A 15,986-nucleotide genomic window follows, 5' to 3' on the forward strand; every position below is an offset into this window, starting at 1 on the left:
CGCGCTCACGCACCTCGGGCGAGAACTTGTTCGACTTGCTCATGGCTCAATCCTCTCAGAGTGTTGAGCCTCCTCGAAACCCGGGGCGATTCAGTCCGTCTTGAACGGTGCTCCGTATGTACCTCGGTAGCCACATCGGCTCGCCTGTCCCAACCATGGAAGCACCTCATGAAAGTTGAAAGCTTGTCGCGACGCGCGCTGTGCGCCGCTGGCCTTGTTGCATTTGCCCTGACCGGCTGCGGAGGCGGTGGCAGCAGCTACCAAAGCGCCCCGATGTCCCAGCCGCCGGAAACCATCACGGCCACGATGACCGGCGACCAGGAAGTACCGGTTCGTGTGAACAGTGGCGCGACTGGTGTAGCGACCTTCTCGCTCACGCGATCCACCCGCACGCTCAGTGGCACCATCAAGGTCGATGGCGTGATCCCAACCGCTGCGCACATCCATCTCGGCGCGGCCGGAACGGCAGGCGCCGTTGCCATCCCGCTCTCCATCGCTGCGAACTACGACGTGACTTTGGCGGCGACGGTACTCACTCCGGAACAACTGGCCAGCCTCGATGCAGGTCAGCTCTACGTCAATATCCACAGCTCGGCCAACCCGAATGGTGAGATTCGCGGGCAACTGGGCCGCGAGGTCTACGTGGCACGCCTGAATGGAAGCCAGGAGAACCCTGCGGTGACCTCCGCCGCGACCGGCCAGGGTTACGTGGTGCTAAACCCAGCAACACGCGCGATCAGCGGCGAAGTAGAACTTGCCGGCATCACCGCGACGGCTGCTCACATCCACACTGGTGCCGTCGGCAACAACGGCGCAGTCCTGGTGCCGTTGACGGACCATGGTGGCCACGACCACTTCGTGATCCCTGACAACACGGTATTGAGCCCGTCCGACGTTGATGCGCTGCGCAGTGGTGGCCTCTATTTCAACGCGCACAGCGCAGCCAACCCCAACGGCGAGGTGCGAGGTCAGATCGGCCGACGGGTGCTCTACGCCTTTGCATCGGGCATGCAAGAGGTGCCCAGCACCACCTCTTCAGCGACAGGCAAAGGCGTCTTCGTCTACGACCCCGTGACACGCGGCCTCACTGGCAATTTCACGGTGTCCGATGTCACCGCAACGGCGGCGCATCTGCACACGGGCGCTGTGGGCGTCAATGGCGCCGTCAGCGTGCCGCTCACTGAATCCACCGCCGGCAGCGGCATCTGGGCTGTCCCTGCGAACACCGTCCTCGACGCGACCAAAGCCCAAGCTTTCCTCACCGGCGGCATGTATGCCAACGCGCACTCGGCCACATTCACCGGCGGCGAGATCCGTGGGCAGGTCGGTCGTGAGGTCTATAACGCGAGCCTCACCGGCGCACAAGAGACGGCAGTCATCGCGACCAACGCCACCGGGAAAGCCTTCGCGATTGTCGATCCGGAGACGTTGAGTCTCACCGCGGACCTGACCATCACCGGCCTCAAGGCCACGCTGGCTCACATCCATACGGCTGCGCTCGGCACGGATGGTCCCGTGACGTTCCCGTTGACAGACGCCGGCACAGGAGACCATTTCATGCTGGCCAACGGCAGCATCACCGCGGCGCAGCTGGATAGTCTGCGATCGGGTGGGATGTACTTTAACGCTCACAGCGCTGCGCATCCGACTGGCGAGATCCGCGGCCAGGCTGGCCTGTGGGTCCTGGCAGCCGCCGCCGCGGGGAGCCAGGAAGTTCCTGCAAACACCTCGACCGCGTCAGGCCGTGCGCTGTTCTCCATGACCCCCTTCACGCGGGAGATCAAGGGCACCTTCAGACTCACTGGCATCGCGGCGACGGCGGCACATATCCATGCGGCGCCTGTCGGAACCAACGGGCCAATCGTCCTTGCCTTCAGTGAGCTTCAGCCGCAGAGCGGCATCTTTGGCCCGGCGGCTGGTGCCGTGTTCACTGCCTCCCAAGCGCAGCAACTGATGACGGGCGGCATGTACGTCAACGCACATTCGGCAACGCTGCCCGCCGGCGAAATTCGCGGTCAGCTCTCTCTGCAGTAGTCGCCCACGCCACCTCGCGGCGGCCGAACCACCTGTTCTAGGGGTAGTCCGTCGCAGCCCAAGGCGCGTAGGTCTCACGGGTGGGCCCTGTGCCCACCTCTCTTACGTGCAACCTCAAGGAATCCGAATGAAATCTGTTTCTCTCAGTCGTACCTCGGCCACGCGCACGGTCGCGTTTGCCTCGCTGCTCGTGATGGCAGTCGCGGCCCACAAGAACGCCAGCGCTGATCCGGTGCTCTTGAATACTGACCCGTTTGCTGGTAGCACCGCGCTCACCACGCCAGGCCGTCAGATCTTTGCTGGTCAGGAACGGACCCTGCCCGGCTTCTCCACGCAGAACGACAGCTTCGTTTTCGACCTGAAGGCCTTCAGCGCCTATGGCGTGACCAGCCTGAGCTTCCTCAATGCCCCGTCCAGTGGCATTCCGAGCTCGGGTTTCAACGTCATCGTGTTGCAGGACTTCGACAATGACAACAACCCGGCCACACCGTTCGCCGCGGGCACCGCAGCCAACGTCATTGCGAACCGCATCGACACTGATGGGGCTGGTTTCTTCATCTACAAGAACAGCGCCCTCGACGTGAACCGCCTCGTGTTTTCGACGAACCTGAATAGTGCTTCCGCGGATCTGAGCATCCTGGCGCGTATTGCCTCACCGACCGGACAAGCGGCCATCGACGAGCTCCCCCGTTTCACCGCGGACAACTTTGTCGCTACGGTGCCCGAGCCCTCCTCACTCGCCCTGATTGGCGCCGGCCTTACAGGCGTTGCCGCCATCCGGCGCCGCAAGAAGGCTTGATCGACTGAGCAGGCAAGTCGGCCTTCACAGGTCGTCTTGCCGTTCAAGCGCGTTTGACAACCTAGGAGCTGAATATGAAATCAATGATGACGAAGAGCCTCGCGGCCACTGCCCTTGTCCTTCCGTTGATCTGCCAAACGGCTCGTGCGGCCGACATGTCGCCGCCTATCGCTGCCACTGGTCCCGCTACTGCCCTCAATCGCCTCGCTACAGCTCGCAGTCTTATCGAGTCCCGTCAGTGGGCCGCGGCGCTGGCCGAGTTGAAACGCGTCGATGACCGTGGTAGCGCCGACTGGAACAACCTGATGGGCTATACGCTGCGTAAGTCAGCGAACCCCGATCTGACTGCCTCGGAGCGCTACTACGACACTGCGCTTCGCATCGATCCCCATCATAGGAACGCACTCGAGTATTCGGGTGAGCTCTACCTCATGAAGGGCGACCTGACTAAGGCCCAGGAACGCTTGGCTCTGCTAGCAGCAGAGTGCAGGATGGGCTGCGAGCAACTCGCGGATCTAAAGGAGTCCATCTCGCGCTTCCAAGCCAACGGCAACAAGTACGTCGCCAAGGGGGGGTGAGCGCTTCTTCGGGCCCATTGTGGATTGCAGGTTTGCGCGCGATTGGCTCAGGGCCTTATGCATCTCGCGTTCGAGTTTCTTCACATGCTAGGCCTCGCTGGTCGTAACGCCCTCACGCACACAGGCATCGACGTCAGCGCGGTTAACCTATTCGTTCAGCGTCTGCGGCAGCGGCTGGTCTCGAGTTCGATGGTCACGATGGCCGTGTACCCCGACGGGTGTTCTCCTGGGCATTTCTGCACCTTCCTCACCGCGCGCTCACGCATCTCGGGCGAGAACTTGTTCGACTTGCTCTTAGCTCAATCCTCTCAGAGTGTTGAGCCCGCTCGATATCGTGGGGCGATTCAATCCACCATTGTGCCGAGCGACAGAGCGGCGGTCTTCAACTTCGCGGAGATCCGTGGTGGGCGGATCGCACGAGACTTCCTGCAGGTTGGCACCGCTGCCGGCTGGCGTGGTAGCCTGCGGAGACTTCCAAGGTGGCAACTCAATGCCGTTTGCGAATTGGTGCGTCTATTCCATTGCTTACCGAAATATCTCCCCATTCGGAGGGGTACCGACCCTGCTGAGTTCAGAGGCGGGGAGACGCACTTCGAATCTAGCCCCGCCCTCCAGACGATTCGACGCAAGCAACACACCCCCATGCTGCTCAACGATGCCGTAGCTGATCGATAGCCCTAGCCCGGTGCCCTTGCCCACCGGCTTGGTGGTGAAGAAGGGGTCGAAGATGCGGGATAGGTTGACCTCCGGGATGCCCGGCCCGTTGTCGTCCACGCGCAGCAGGTAGTGCGAGGGCATGGCGTCGATGGCGATGCTCAGCTGCGGCGTCTGGCCAGGGCGCTCGGCGATGGCGTCCAGTGCGTTCTCCAGGAGGTTCATGACGACCTGCTGCAACTGGCCGGCGTTGCCGCGCACCAGGTGCGGCTCGCCCGGCTGCCAGTTCAGCTGCAGGTCGCGCGGCGCGCCTTTGCTGACCCACAGCACCGAGCGGTCCACCACCTTGTTCAGGTCCACTTCCTGGCGGGTTTCGGTGTCTACCGCCGAAAAGCGCTTGAGCCCGTTGACGATGTCGGCCGTGCGCTGCGCGCCTTCGATGGTGCCCTCCAGCAGCGAGGGCAGATCGTCCAGGATGTGAGGCACGCGAAGCTTGGTGCGCAGGGCCTGCAGCTCGGCCGGCGTCAGGCCCTCGTGCACGGCGTGCAGGTAGTCGCGCAGACGCTCGCTGTAGCGCGAGAGCGCATGCACATTGCCGAGGACGAAGCTGATGGGGTTGTTCAGCTCATGGGCCACGCCGGCCACCAGGCGGCCAAGCGACGCCATCTTCTCGGAGTGCAGCAGCTGCTGCTGGGTGCGCTTGAGGGCTTCGTGCGCCGTGCGCAGCTCCTGGTAGGCGCGGCGGATCTCGGCGGTGGGGCGCGCCACCAGTACCGTGCCCACGCGGCGCTGCGAGGCCGCGAAACGCGGCGTGCAGTTGGCGTCGACCGGCACGCTGTCGCCCCCGGTGCCGCGCAGGTTCAGCTCGATCGAGTCGCCGCGCCGCGTCGGGCTGCGGTTGCCCATCACGGCGCGGGCGGCGGCCACGCTGGCCTCGTCGGCCAGCAGGTCGTAGAGCGAGGTGCCCCGCAGCTGCTGGTCCGTGCGGCCCACGAGCTCGCACAGCGCCGCATTGGTTTCCTCGATCAAGCCCTGCGCGTCGCAGACCACCAGCACATCCGACATCGCCGACAGCACGCTGAAGATGAACTGCTGCGACTGCTCCAGCTCGGCGTTCTTCTTCTCCAGCTCGATCTCGTCGGTGACGAGCTGGGAGTAGACCTCGTCCATCTTCTGGATCACGTCCACCCAGGCGGCGTCATCCATGCCTTGCGGAGGCGCGGGGGGCTGGGTGTCGATGCGGCGGCGCGGGGGCATGGCGGTCAATGAACGGTGCAGACCATGCACGGGTCGAAGGAGCGCACGACGTGCTGCACCGCCACCGGCGTGTCCTCGCCGTCCTGCACCGGCGTGTCGACGAGCGCCTGCTCCAGCGCGCCGGGCGTGCCGGCCGCGTCGCGTGGCGAGAAGTTCCAGCTCGTGGGCGCCACGATCTGGTAGTTGGCGATGCGCCCGCCGCGCACCTGCACCCAGTGCCCCAGCGCGCCACGCGCCGCCTCGTTCAGGCCCATGCCTTCGCCGTCCTGCGGCAGGCGCGTGGGCTCGCAATACGGCTGGCCGGGCTCCAGGGCGCGCAGCCAGGCTTCGATCAGCGGCACCACGCGCGCCAGCTCCAGCACGCGGGCCAGCACGCGCGTGAACACGGTGCCGCCGTGGCGACGAACTGCGTCCAGCACCAGCGGATGGCCCGCAGCGAGCTGGCGGGCGATGGCACCGGTCTCCACCACCTGCCCGGCCAGCCGCGGCGCCTTGTTCCAGGTGTAGGCGCCAGGCTTGTCGGCGTCGGGTTCGGTCACGCCCTCGCGTGGGTGGCGCGGGCCACCGGCGTCCAGCAACCAGGCGTGCGTGGCGTCCTCGGTGATGACGGCGGTGTCCAGCGGCTGCAGGGCACCCAGCGCCGCATCCCAGACGCCCGCCGCCAAGGCGTGGCCGCCTTCGGGCTGCGGGTAGGCGCCGTAGCTCAGGTAGCGCCCCGGCCCCGGGCCGAGCGCTGCCAGCGCCGGGTCCAGCATGGCACTGAGGAAGAGGCGGAAGTCGCCGCGCTCGGGCTGCTGCGCATGCCAGGCCCACAGCGCGTCCTCGTCGGGCAGCACATCGAACGCTTCCAGCGGCGTGCCGCCGAACAGCTCGCGCTCCAGGAAACCGCGGAACTCACGCACCCGCGCGAGCAGCCGCGTGCGCTCGGCAGGCTCGACGGCGCGGGACGAGCCGCCCGGCTCCAGCCCCTGGGTGTGCGGCCATTTGCCCGCCAGGGTGCCCAGCAGCTCGAACCAGCGCTGGCGCGCGGCAATCGCCTTGCGCGTTTGCTCGCCCCGATCCGGCAGGAAGCGCTCCACCGCCTCCGCATGCCAGGGCCGGCCGGCGTAGACGGCGCGGGCGAAGTCGGGCATGAAGAACAGGTAGAAGTGGCTCAGGTGGTCGGCCAGGTTCTCGATGGCCAGGATGGTGTTGGTGACGTGGCGACCGTTCGCCGGCATCGCCACGCCGGCCAGGTCGGCCAGCGCATGCGCCGCCGCGACGGACTGCGACACCGAGCAGATGCCGCAGATGCGCGGCACATAGACCAGCGCGTCGTGCGGGGCCTTGCCCTGCAGGATCTGCTCGAAGCCACGGTACATCGGCGCGTTGACATGCGCCGCGCGCACGCGGCCGTCGGCGATGTCGAGCGTGACCTCCAGGTCACCTTCCACGCGGTTGAAAGGACCGACGAGCAGGCGCTTCATTTCAGGCGGGTCTTGCGGATGGCCGGCGTGACGACGCGGTGGTCGGCCGTGGCGTTGAGTTTCACGCGCTTGGGCGTGGCCGACTTGGACAGCGAGGCCAGCGCCACGAACCAGGCCTTGGGCATGTCGGTGGGCAGGCCGATGGGGATGCCGGCGATCTTGGGCGTCTCGTGGAAAGGATGGCCGGGCTCCTGGAAGCCCGGCTCGGTGCAGGCGATGCAGGCGTAGCCGCCGCGCGTGCAGGAGCCCTCGCCATTCCACAGCCGCGTGTTGCAGTCGGCATGCACCTGGGTGCCCTTGCAGCCCATGTGTTCCATCATGCAGCCCAGGTCCGACGGCTTTTCGGCGCTGGCCTTGAACTCGTAGAACTCGTTGCGCGTGCAGCCGTGGTGCACGAGCTGGTCGGCATACAGGCGCGGCCGGCCCAGCGCGTCGAGCGACTCGGCCTGAAGCTCGCCCGCCGCCAGCGCCATCAGCGTGTCCATGACCCAGCCCGGGTGCGTCGGGCAGCCCGCCACGTTGACGACCGGCAGGCCCTGCTTAGACCGGAAGCCCGCGCCCAGCAGGCCGCCGATGCGGTCATCCTCGTACTGCAGGCCGCAGGCGTCGGTCGGGTTGGCACCGCCGGCGGTGATGCCGCCCCAGGCCGCACAGCTGCCGATGGCCGCGACGACACCCGCCACCTCCGCCAGCCGCTGCACCCAGTGGATCATCGGCAGCCCCGTGCCGGCCAGCACGTGGAAGCGCCCCGTGCCGTTGGGGCCGCGCAGCAGCGCGCCTTCCACGCACAGCGCGTCCAGCCGCATCCGGCCTTCGAGCACATCGTTCAGCAAGGCGACGACGCTGCCGCCGGTCTCCAGCGACAGCGACGGGTGCCAGAGCAGGTGGATGCCCGCGTCGCGCAGCTGGCCGTGGAAATCGGTCGTGTCGGCGCACAGCAGCGACATGCTGCAGCCACCGCAGCCACCCGACTGCAGCCAGAGCACGTTGAACGGCTGACGTTCCACTCTCAGTCCTCCAGCCCGAAGCGCTTCATCTTGCCGCGCAGCCCCACGCGCGACAGCCCCAGCTCCAGCGCCGCCCGCGTCTTGTTCCAGCGGTGGCGCAGCAGGGTCTCGCGCAGCAGCATGGCCTCCACGGCATCCAGCCGCTCGACCAGCGTGCCGCTGGACGGCAGCGCCTGCGACTGCGCCTGCACGCTGATCCCCGCCTGGCCCTGCAGCACGCGCGAAGAGAATGCCGACGCATTGATCGCATCGCCGTCGCTCAACGCCACCGCGCGCGAGATCTCATTGCGCAGCTCGCGGATGTTGCCCGGCCAGGGATAGGCCAGCAGCGCCGCCAGCGCGTCATCGCCCAGCCGGGCCTGCGGCCGGCCAAGCGCGGGCGCCACGTCGGCCAGCAGGCGGCGCGTGATGGGGCCGATGTCGCCACTGCGCTCGCGCAGCGGCGGCACGGTCAGCGTGACGCAGGCGATGCGGTAGTACAGGTCTTCGCGGAACAGTCCTTCACGCACACGCTGCTCCAGGTCGCGGTGGGTGGCGGCGATGACGCGCACGTCCACCGGCACCACCCGCGTCGCGCCCACCGGCCTCACCTCGCCCTCCTGCAGCACTCGCAGCAGGCGCAGCTGGAAGGCGGGCGAGGTCTCGCCGATCTCGTCGAGGAAGATGGTGCCGCCGTCGGCGCGCTGGAACAGGCCGATGTGGTCGTCGAAGGCGCCGGTGAAGGCGCCGCGCTTGTGGCCGAAGAGTTCGGACTCCAGCAGCGTGTCGGTCAGCGCCGCGCAGTTCTCGACGACGAAGGCGCCCGCGGCCCGCGGGCTGGCGTAGTGCATGGCGCGGGCCAGCAGCTCCTTGCCCGTGCCAGACTCGCCCTGCACCAGCACGCTCAGATCCACCCTCGCCATGCGCTCGGCGAGCGCACAGACGGCATCCATCGGGCTGCCGGCCAGGCGCTCGATGCGGTCGAAGTCGAAGGTGGCGCGGGCGCGCTCCAGCTTGCGCTCGGCGCGCTGGCGCAGCACCGGCGTGCTGGTGCGCAGCTCCAGGTCCAGCCGGTGCATGTCGCGCTGCAGCGTGCGCGCCTCGGCGGCGTTGCGCACCGTGCCCAGCAGGTGCTCGGGAATCCAGGGCTTGAGGATGTACTGGTAGATGCCGGCGTCGTTGATGCCGGCAATGATGTCCTCGGAGTCGGTGTAGCCCGAGATGACGATGCGCACCGTGTCGGGCCAGCGCTCGCGTACCTCCTTCAGGAAGGCCACGCCGGTCAGGCCGGGCATGCGCTGGTCGCACAGGATGACGCTGACGTCCTGGCGCTCCAGGTGCACGCGGGCCTCGTCGGCGCCGCTGGCGGTGAGCACGACGAAATCCTCGTCCAGCGTGCGGCGCATCGCATCCTGCGAGCGCACCTCGTCGTCGACGACCAGCACCACCGGCAGGGACAGCGCCAGGCTCATGTCAGGCAGCGGCGCCGCGCTCGCGGTGCACGGCAAGGTGGCGCGGCGTCCAGGCCTGCGGCAGCTTGTGGACGAAGTGGTAGCGCGCCACGTGATAGCTGGGATCGAAACCGTAGAAGTTGCGGTGCATGCGGGAGAGTTCGTCCTGGCGGTAGGCGGCGAGCGGGCGGCGCGCCTCGTCGGCGTGGCGCGCTTGCTGCTTGGCAGCGATGCGCTGCGCCAGATTGTGCGACAGGGCCAGGGCCTCGCCGTCGAGGATGGCGCCCGCCTCGAAGGCGGTCGCGTCGGCGTCGACACAGCGGTCGATCAGGCCCAGGCGCGCCGCCTCGGCCGCGCCCAGCGGCAGGCGCCGCCGCATCAGCGCCCGGGCGCCGTCGGCACCCAGCCGGCGCGGCAGCAGATAGGTCCAGTACTCCGAGCCATAGAGATTGCCCATGTTCTTGTAGTGCGGGTTCAGCACCACGCCGCGGTGGGCCCAGACCTCGTCGGCGGCCAGCGCCAGGAAGGCACCGCCGGCACCGGCATTGCCGCGCAGCACGGCCACGGTCAACCGGTCCGTCGTCGTGATCAGCTCCAACGCCACATCGTCCATCGCGTTGATGTTGCGCCAGGACTCGTCGGCGGCACTGTCGCCCGGGCGGTGGGCGGCGGCCTCGATGCAGTTCAGGTGGATGCCGTTGCTGAAGAAGTCGCCACCGCCCAGCAGCAGCAGCACCCGCGTGTCGCGGCGCTTCACCTCGCGCAGCGCCGCCAGCAGCCGCTCGCACTGGGCGGTGGACATCGCGCCGTTGTGGAAGTCGAAGGACAGGCAGCCGAGCCGCCCGCCCGGCGGGCCGGACTCGCGGTAGCGCAGCTCGCCCCATTCGTCGTCGGGGCGCTCCAGAGGCACGGGCAGCTGGGGCAGGCGCTCCGCCTGGGCGGCGAAGGCCAGCGCGGCGGGCAGCTTGAAGGGCTGGCCGTCGCCGCAGGCCGACGCGGCGCGCGCCTGGCCGATCCAGACCGCACCGTCAACGGTGCGGCGCAGCAGCGCGCCATCGCGGCGGGCCAGCAGCTCGCCCGGCAGGCCAGGCGGCAACGAGGCCAGAAGGGCCACGCTGGCGGCATGGCCGTCGCTCAGGTGGCAGGCATGGCCGAACAGCTCGTCGGCGACGCCGGGCTGGCCATCGGCGCTGCGCAGCTTGGCGAGCACGCGGGCGCTGCCGTCCTGCTGCCAGTCGATGCGCCGCTCCGACTGCGGCATCGCGGGCCGCCACGTGCCGGCCGCTGCCGCCGCCGCAACCGGCGCGCTCGCGCCACCCTCGGCGAAGCGCGCCAGCGCGCGCAGCACGGCCTGCACGGCGGCCTCAGCCACCTCGCGGCGGTAGAGGCTGCCCTTGGACGCAGCGCGCATGGCCACATGGCCATGGTCGCAGACCGGGCCGGCATCGAACTCGGCATTGGCCTGCAGCACCGTGACGCCCCACTCCGCCCGCCCTTCGAGCACCGCCCAGTCCAGCGCCGAAGGCCCACGATCACCCGGCGGGCCGGGGTGGACGACGAGGCAGGGCAGCCGCGTCCACACCGACTCGGGGATGCGCCGCTTCAGGAAGGGCGCGACGACCAGTTGCGGCTGGAAGAGCTCCACCGCCTCCTCGGTGACACGGTCGGCGATGTCGAACTCGACGGCCAGCGCATATCCGAGGGCGCCCAGCTCGACGAACAGCCGCTGCGTCAGGCTGTTGAAGCTGTGGCAGAGCAGCAGGATGCGCAGGGGCGCGGTCATGGCAGATCGCCCCCGGGGCGCAGGTCGGCGAGCAGGCTGCCGGCGCCCTTGCGGCCGAGATAGATGGCCAGCTTGGACTCGATCGCGGCCAGCGCCGTACCGTAGGCCTCGTTCGTGGCTGCCGCCAGCAGCGGGCGGCAGACGACATCGACATCGGGGCCGAAATGCGGCGTGAGCCGGACGATGGCCTTGCGCTTCAGTGATGCCAGACGCTCGTCGGCAGGGACCACCGGGGCGGGTGGCGGCGCAGGTGGCGCCGGGACGGGCGCGGCCACCACCTCCTCGATCAGCCTTCCGTCGAACAGCATCTCCACCAGCGCCACCGCATCCGCCCCCAGCTTGCCCGCCAGCAGCGCAAGCGAGTCGTGGCCGTTGACGAGGATCAACGCCATCCGGGCGCGCGGTGCGAGCGCGCCGGAGCGCGTGGCGAGTGCCGCCACGCCCCGTGCGGTCTTGCGGTAGACGCTGTCGTCGGCCCGGTTCATGCCGTTCGCGGGCCGGTCAGCAGATGCGCGGCAGCTGCTCGCCGCTGAGCCAGTCGACGACACGGCGGCCGCCGAAGCGCGTGGCCATCTGCACGAAGTGGTGCGGGTCTTCGGTCACGCTGCCGATGCGCACCGCCGCCGCGCCACGCGGGTGGGCGCGCATGGCCGCCAGCACAACCTCGGTCGCCTCGGGCGCGCAGACGGCCACCAGCTTGCCCTCGTTGGCGACGTAGAGCGGGTCCAGGCCCAGCAGCTCGCAGGCCGCGTCGACCTGGGGCAGCACCGGGATGGCCGCCTCGTCGAGCAGCATGCCGACACCGGACTGGCGGGCGATCTCGTTCAGCGTCGTCGCCAGGCCGCCGCGCGTCGGGTCGCGCAGCACGCGCACGCCGCCCGGCGCGGCTTCCAGCATGGCCGCCACCAGGGTGTGCAGGGCCGCAGTGTCGGAGGCGATGGTGGTCTCGAACTCCAGCGACTCGCGCTTGGACAGCACCGCCACGCCGTGGTCGCCGATGGTGCCGGACAGCAGGATCACGTCGCCCGGGCGGGCGTTGGCACCACCCACGTCGACGCCCTGCGGCACGACGCCCAGGCCGGTGGTGCTGATGAAGACGCCGTCGCCCTTGCCCTTCTCGACGACCTTGGTGTCGCCGGTGACGACCGGTACGCCGGCCTCGCGCGCGGCGGCCGCCATCGAGTCGACGATGCGCTTCAGCTCGGCCAGCGGGAAGCCCTCTTCCAGGATGAAGCTGGCCGTCAGATAGAGCGGGCGGGCGCCGCACATGGCCACGTCGTTGATCGTGCCGTGCACGCTCAGGCAGCCGACGTCGCCGCCAGGGAAGAACAACGGCGACACGACGTGGGCGTCCGTCGCCATCACGAGGCGGTGGCCGGCCGGGATGGCCAGCGCGGCGCCGTCGTTGCCCTGGCGCAGGTAGGGGTTGTCAAAGGCCTTGACGAAGACTTCCTCGATCAGCTGCGCCGCCGCACGGCCACCGGCGCCGTGGCCCATGTCGACACGGCCATGCTTGATGTCCAGCGGCCGTGTGTAGTCCTTGCGCGTCGTCATGCCGCAGCCCTCTCGACGCGGACCGGAATGTCGCGGAAGCGCCCGTAGGAGTAGTGCGCCGCGCAGGCGCCTTCCGACGACACCATGCAGGAGCCGACCGGGTTCTCGGGTGTGCAGACGGTGCCGAAGATCTTGCAGTCGGTCGGCTTCTTCACGCCGCGCAGGATGGCGCCGCACTCGCAGGCCTTGTTGTCGGCCACCGAGCGGTAGCCCAGTTCGAAGCGACGTTCGGCGTCGAAGGCCGCGTAGGCGGGCCGGATCTTCAGCGCGCTGTAGGGCACCTCGCCCAGGCCCCGCCACTCGAAGCTGGTGCGCAGCTCGAACATCTCGGACACCAACGTCTGCGCGGTGAGGTTGCCCTCCGGCGTGACGGCGCGGGTGAACTCGTTCTCCACCTCGGCCCGCCCTTCGTTGACCTGGCGCACCAGCATCAGCACGGCCTGCATCACGTCCAGCGGCTCGAAGCCGGCGATGACGACCGGCTTGCGGTATTCCTCGGCGAAGTGGTCGTAGGGCGCCGAGCCGATGACGATGCTGACGTGGGCGGGGCCGACGAAGCCGTCGAGGGGCACGGTGCCGTACTGGCGCACCTCGGGGCTTTCGAGGATGTGGGTGATGGCCGAGGGCGTCAGCACATGGCAGCACAGCACGCTGAAGTTGGCCAGGCCCTCGCGTTCGGCCGTGCGGATGGCCAGCGCCGTCGGCGGCGTCGTCGTCTCGAAGCCGATGGCGAAGAACACGACCTCGCGCTGCGGGTTCTGGCGTGCGATCTGCAGCGCGTCCGCCGCCGAATAGACCATGCGGATGTCGCCGCCGCGCGCCTTGGCCTTGACCAGCGACAGGCCGTCGGACGCCGGCACGCGCATGGTGTCGCCATAGGTGCAGACGATGGCGTCGCGTTCCAGCGCCAGCTGGATAGCGAGGTCGATGCGGCCGATGGGCAGCACGCAGACCGGGCAGCCCGGGCCGTGCACCATGCGCACATTGGGCGGCAGCAGCTCGGCCACGCCGTAGCGCGAGATGGCGTGCGTGTGGCCGCCGCAGAACTCCATGAAGCTGTACTGCCGGCCCGGCAGCGCTTCGGCGCGCAGGCGCTCGGCAATCTTGCGGGCGATGTCGCCGTCGCGGAACTCGTCGATGTACTTCATGTCAGCTCGCTTCCTGCGCCGTCAGCTCGCCGAACATGCGCAAGGTGCGCTCGGCTTCCTCGGGGTCGATCAGGCCGATGGCGTGGCCGACATGGACGATGACGTAGTCACCAACGGCGGCCTCGGGCACGAGGGCAATGGAAATTTCCTTGCGGATGCCGCCCAGGTCCACCAGGGCCTGCGCGCCGGGGCGGATCTCGATCAATCGGGTGGGAATGGCTAGGCACATGCGGCGGCCTCGGGTGAGATGACGAGTTGGTGGGCGGCGACCCAGGCCTGGCCCAGCGCCAGGCCGGCATCGCCGCAGTTGGTGGAGCGAGTGCCGAGCACGCGCAGGCCGTGCGACACCAGGCGGCGCACGACATGCTCGGTCAGCACCGCGTTGAAAAAGCAGCCGCCGCCAAGGCAGACGGTGCGCGTGCCGGTTTCGCGGGCGGCAGCGGCAGCCCAGTCGGCCAGGGCCTGGGCGAGCGACACGTGGAACCATGCAGCGTGCGCTGCGGCTTCGGCGGGCTCGGGGCTGTCGAGCAGGCGGGCCAGCAGCGGGCGCAGGTCGAGGCGCTGCAAAGCCTGCGAGTCGATCAGATCGGTACGTGGCTGCACGGTGGCCTGGGCCAGGTGCCGGGCGGCGAGCTTTTCCAGCGCGATGGCCGCCTCGGCCTCGTGAGCCTGGCGCACGCTCAGGCCCAGCGCGCCGGCGGCGGCGTCGAACCAGCGGCCGGTGCTGCTGGTGACGGGGCAGTTCAGGTTCGCCGCCAGCATGCGCTGCACACCCTTGGCGGCAGGCACCCCCACCACCGGGCCGAAGCGGCCCTCGATCTCGCCGCCACGGCCCAGCGCATGCAGCACCGCCGCGGCCATGCGCCAAGGCTCGCGGGCCGCCACGTCGCCGCCGGGCAGCTGCAGCGGCCACAGCCCGCCGAGGCGGCGCCATTCGCCGGGCGCCACCCACAGCAGCTCGCCACCCCAGGCCGTGCCATCGGTGCCCAGGCCCACGCCATCCAGCGCCAGGCCGACGACGGGCTCGTCCACGCCGTGGTCGGCCATCACCACGCCGATGTGGGCGTGGTGGTGCTGCACGGCCACGGCCGGCACACCCCACTCGGCAGCCAGTTCCAGCGCGAGACGGGTGCTGAAGAAGTCCGGGTGCAGGTCGTGCGCCACGGCCGCGACCAGCTCTGGCGATTGCGCGAAGAGCTGGCGCACCGACGCCTCCAGCGCGCGGCAGGCCTCCGGGTCGCCCAGGTCGCCGTGCACGGCCGACCACTGCGCCCGGCCGTCGGCCCGCAGGCAGGCGGCGTTCTTCAGCCAGGCGCCGAAGGCGAGCACGGCTGGCATTCAGCGCTCCAGTGCGGCGCGGGCCTGGGCCAGCTCGGCTTCGAGCGCCGCCACGCGGGCGCGCAGCGCGGCCTGGCTGTCGTCCTCGGGCGCCGTCCATTCCAGCAGCCAGTCCAGCCAGGCGTCCATGCCCTCCCCGGTCGTCGCCGACAGCTGCAGCACCTGCAGCGTCGGGTTCACGCGCCGCGCCATCTCGATGCAGCGCTGCACGTCGAAGCGCAGATGCGGCAGCAGGTCCACCTTGTTGAGCACCATCAGCTCGGCGGCGGCGAACATGTCGGGGTACTTCAGCGGCTTGTCCTCGCCCTCGGTCACCGACAGCACGACGACCTTGGCCGCCTCGCCCAGGTCCCACAGCGCCGGGCAGACGAGGTTGCCGACGTTCTCGATGAAGAGCAGGCTGGCCCGCTCGTCGTGGTGATGGTGGTGATCGTGGCTGTGCAGCTGGCCGAAGGCCTCGGCCACCATCGGCGCGTCCAGGTGGCAGCCCTTGCCGGTGTTGACCTGGATGGCCGGCGCGCCGGTGGCACGGATGCGGTCGGCGTCGAAGCTGGTCTGCTGGTCGCCCTCGATGACGGCCACGTCCACGCCCGGCGCGCGGGCTTTCAGCGCCTCGATGGTGGCGCACAACAGCGTCGTCTTGCCCGAGCCGGGGCTGGACAGCAGGTTGAGCGCCGTCACGCCATGGGCCTCGAAGTGATGGCGGTTCTGCCGCGCGATGCGACGGTTCTCGCCGAGGATGTCGGCCTCCAGCTTGACCGTGCGTGCCTGGCTCATGCCGGGCACCGACACGCGGGCCGCACCGGCGCCGAAGTGAAGGTCGCCATGGGTCGGGTCCACGTGAACATGGCCGTGGTCGTGCGCATGCCCGTGGGCATGTTCATGAGTCTTGGTCGTCGCCTCGCCACTGTCGGCGCATCCGCACACCACACACATCG

14 protein-coding genes are annotated in these 15,986 nt (G+C 69.2%); 3 read left to right on the top strand and 11 right to left on the bottom strand.

The features are described from left to right. Positions 1-168: 168 nt before the first annotated feature. The 3 genes from CDO81_RS23645 to CDO81_RS23655 all read left to right on the top strand — a co-directional run bounded on the left by CDO81_RS23645 (position 169) and on the right by CDO81_RS23655 (position 3,411). A complete protein-coding gene (locus CDO81_RS23645; protein WP_088485722.1) occupies positions 169-2,034 on the top strand; it encodes a CHRD domain-containing protein in 1,866 nt (621 codons plus the stop codon). Positions 2,035-2,161: 127 nt separating this feature from the next. Next, entirely contained in the window at positions 2,162-2,833 is a 672-nt protein-coding gene (locus CDO81_RS23650; protein WP_088485723.1) for a PEP-CTERM sorting domain-containing protein, read from the top strand. Between the two features lie 74 nt (positions 2,834-2,907). Beyond that, positions 2,908-3,411: a tetratricopeptide repeat protein gene (locus CDO81_RS23655; RefSeq protein ID WP_088485724.1), complete on the top strand. Its 504-nt coding sequence runs from the start codon at positions 2,908-2,910 to the stop codon at positions 3,409-3,411. 525 nt (positions 3,412-3,936) lie between these two features. Here the strand turns inward: CDO81_RS23655 and CDO81_RS23660 are convergent. The 11 genes from CDO81_RS23660 to hypB are packed head-to-tail and all read right to left on the bottom strand — an operon-like array spanning position 3,937 to position 15,984. Further along, positions 3,937-5,322 carry a sensor histidine kinase gene (locus CDO81_RS23660; protein WP_088485725.1) on the bottom strand — a complete coding sequence of 462 codons (1,386 nt, stop codon included), beginning with the start codon at positions 5,320-5,322 and terminating at the stop codon, positions 3,937-3,939. Positions 5,323-5,327: 5 nt separating this feature from the next. Beyond that, positions 5,328-6,788, bottom strand: coding sequence for a nickel-dependent hydrogenase large subunit (locus CDO81_RS23665; RefSeq protein WP_088485726.1), 1,461 nt, complete (start codon positions 6,786-6,788; stop codon positions 5,328-5,330). After that, entirely contained in the window at positions 6,785-7,795 is a 1,011-nt protein-coding gene (locus CDO81_RS23670; RefSeq protein ID WP_277596038.1) for an NADH-quinone oxidoreductase subunit B family protein, read from the bottom strand. The genes CDO81_RS23665 and CDO81_RS23670 overlap by 4 nt, the downstream gene beginning before the upstream one ends. A 2-nt stretch (positions 7,796-7,797) precedes the next feature. After that, positions 7,798-9,246, bottom strand: coding sequence for a sigma-54-dependent transcriptional regulator (locus tag CDO81_RS23675; RefSeq protein ID WP_088485845.1), 1,449 nt, complete (start codon positions 9,244-9,246; stop codon positions 7,798-7,800). Between the two features lies 1 nt (position 9,247). Then, positions 9,248-11,008 carry an enoyl-CoA hydratase-related protein gene (locus CDO81_RS23680; protein ID WP_088485727.1) on the bottom strand — a complete coding sequence of 587 codons (1,761 nt, stop codon included), beginning with the start codon at positions 11,006-11,008 and terminating at the stop codon, positions 9,248-9,250. Beyond that, positions 11,005-11,493, bottom strand: a complete 489-nt coding sequence (locus CDO81_RS23685; protein ID WP_088485728.1) for a hypothetical protein — start codon at positions 11,491-11,493, stop codon at positions 11,005-11,007. Before CDO81_RS23685 ends, CDO81_RS23680 begins: the two co-directional genes overlap by 4 nt. A 16-nt stretch (positions 11,494-11,509) precedes the next feature. After that, positions 11,510-12,562 carry a hydrogenase expression/formation protein HypE gene (gene hypE, locus CDO81_RS23690; RefSeq protein ID WP_088485729.1) on the bottom strand — a complete coding sequence of 351 codons (1,053 nt, stop codon included), beginning with the start codon at positions 12,560-12,562 and terminating at the stop codon, positions 11,510-11,512. Continuing rightward, on the bottom strand, positions 12,559-13,710 hold the full coding sequence (hypD, locus tag CDO81_RS23695; RefSeq protein ID WP_088485730.1) for a hydrogenase formation protein HypD: 1,152 nt from the start codon (positions 13,708-13,710) through the stop codon (positions 12,559-12,561). Before hypD ends, hypE begins: the two co-directional genes overlap by 4 nt. Before the next feature lies 1 nt (position 13,711). Next, a complete protein-coding gene (locus CDO81_RS23700; RefSeq protein WP_088485731.1) occupies positions 13,712-13,939 on the bottom strand; it encodes a HypC/HybG/HupF family hydrogenase formation chaperone in 228 nt (75 codons plus the stop codon). Next, the gene (locus tag CDO81_RS23705; protein WP_088485732.1) at positions 13,930-15,048 is read right to left on the bottom strand and encodes a Kae1-like domain-containing protein; all 1,119 of its coding nucleotides are present in this window, start codon (positions 15,046-15,048) and stop codon (positions 13,930-13,932) included. Before CDO81_RS23705 ends, CDO81_RS23700 begins: the two co-directional genes overlap by 10 nt. Continuing rightward, positions 15,049-15,984 carry a hydrogenase nickel incorporation protein HypB gene (hypB, locus tag CDO81_RS23710; RefSeq protein ID WP_088485733.1) on the bottom strand — a complete coding sequence of 312 codons (936 nt, stop codon included), beginning with the start codon at positions 15,982-15,984 and terminating at the stop codon, positions 15,049-15,051. Between the last annotated feature and the right edge of the window lie 2 nt (positions 15,985-15,986).

The organism is Roseateles puraquae, assembly GCF_002205845.1.
Classification (GTDB): domain Bacteria; phylum Pseudomonadota; class Gammaproteobacteria; order Burkholderiales; family Burkholderiaceae_C; genus Pelomonas; species Pelomonas puraquae.

What these genes read in the sequence shown, in the direction of transcription:
- CDO81_RS23645 (WP_088485722.1), top strand. Translation starts at nt 169, where the DNA reads ATGAAAGTTGAAAGCTTGTCGCGACGCGCGCTGTGCGCCGCTGGCCTT.
- CDO81_RS23650 (WP_088485723.1), top strand. Translation starts at nt 2,162, where the DNA reads ATGAAATCTGTTTCTCTCAGTCGTACCTCGGCCACGCGCACGGTCGCG.
- CDO81_RS23655 (WP_088485724.1), top strand. Translation starts at nt 2,908, where the DNA reads ATGAAATCAATGATGACGAAGAGCCTCGCGGCCACTGCCCTTGTCCTT.
- CDO81_RS23660 (WP_088485725.1), bottom strand. Translation starts at nt 5,322, where the DNA reads ATGCCCCCGCGCCGCCGCATCGACACCCAGCCCCCCGCGCCTCCGCAA.
- CDO81_RS23665 (WP_088485726.1), bottom strand. Translation starts at nt 6,788, where the DNA reads ATGAAGCGCCTGCTCGTCGGTCCTTTCAACCGCGTGGAAGGTGACCTG.
- CDO81_RS23675 (WP_088485845.1), bottom strand. Translation starts at nt 9,246, where the DNA reads ATGAGCCTGGCGCTGTCCCTGCCGGTGGTGCTGGTCGTCGACGACGAG.
- CDO81_RS23680 (WP_088485727.1), bottom strand. Translation starts at nt 11,008, where the DNA reads ATGACCGCGCCCCTGCGCATCCTGCTGCTCTGCCACAGCTTCAACAGC.
- CDO81_RS23685 (WP_088485728.1), bottom strand. Translation starts at nt 11,493, where the DNA reads ATGAACCGGGCCGACGACAGCGTCTACCGCAAGACCGCACGGGGCGTG.
- hypE (WP_088485729.1), bottom strand. Translation starts at nt 12,562, where the DNA reads ATGACGACGCGCAAGGACTACACACGGCCGCTGGACATCAAGCATGGC.
- hypD (WP_088485730.1), bottom strand. Translation starts at nt 13,710, where the DNA reads ATGAAGTACATCGACGAGTTCCGCGACGGCGACATCGCCCGCAAGATT.
- CDO81_RS23700 (WP_088485731.1), bottom strand. Translation starts at nt 13,939, where the DNA reads ATGTGCCTAGCCATTCCCACCCGATTGATCGAGATCCGCCCCGGCGCG.
- CDO81_RS23705 (WP_088485732.1), bottom strand. Translation starts at nt 15,048, where the DNA reads ATGCCAGCCGTGCTCGCCTTCGGCGCCTGGCTGAAGAACGCCGCCTGC.
- hypB (WP_088485733.1), bottom strand. Translation starts at nt 15,984, where the DNA reads ATGTGTGTGGTGTGCGGATGCGCCGACAGTGGCGAGGCGACGACCAAG.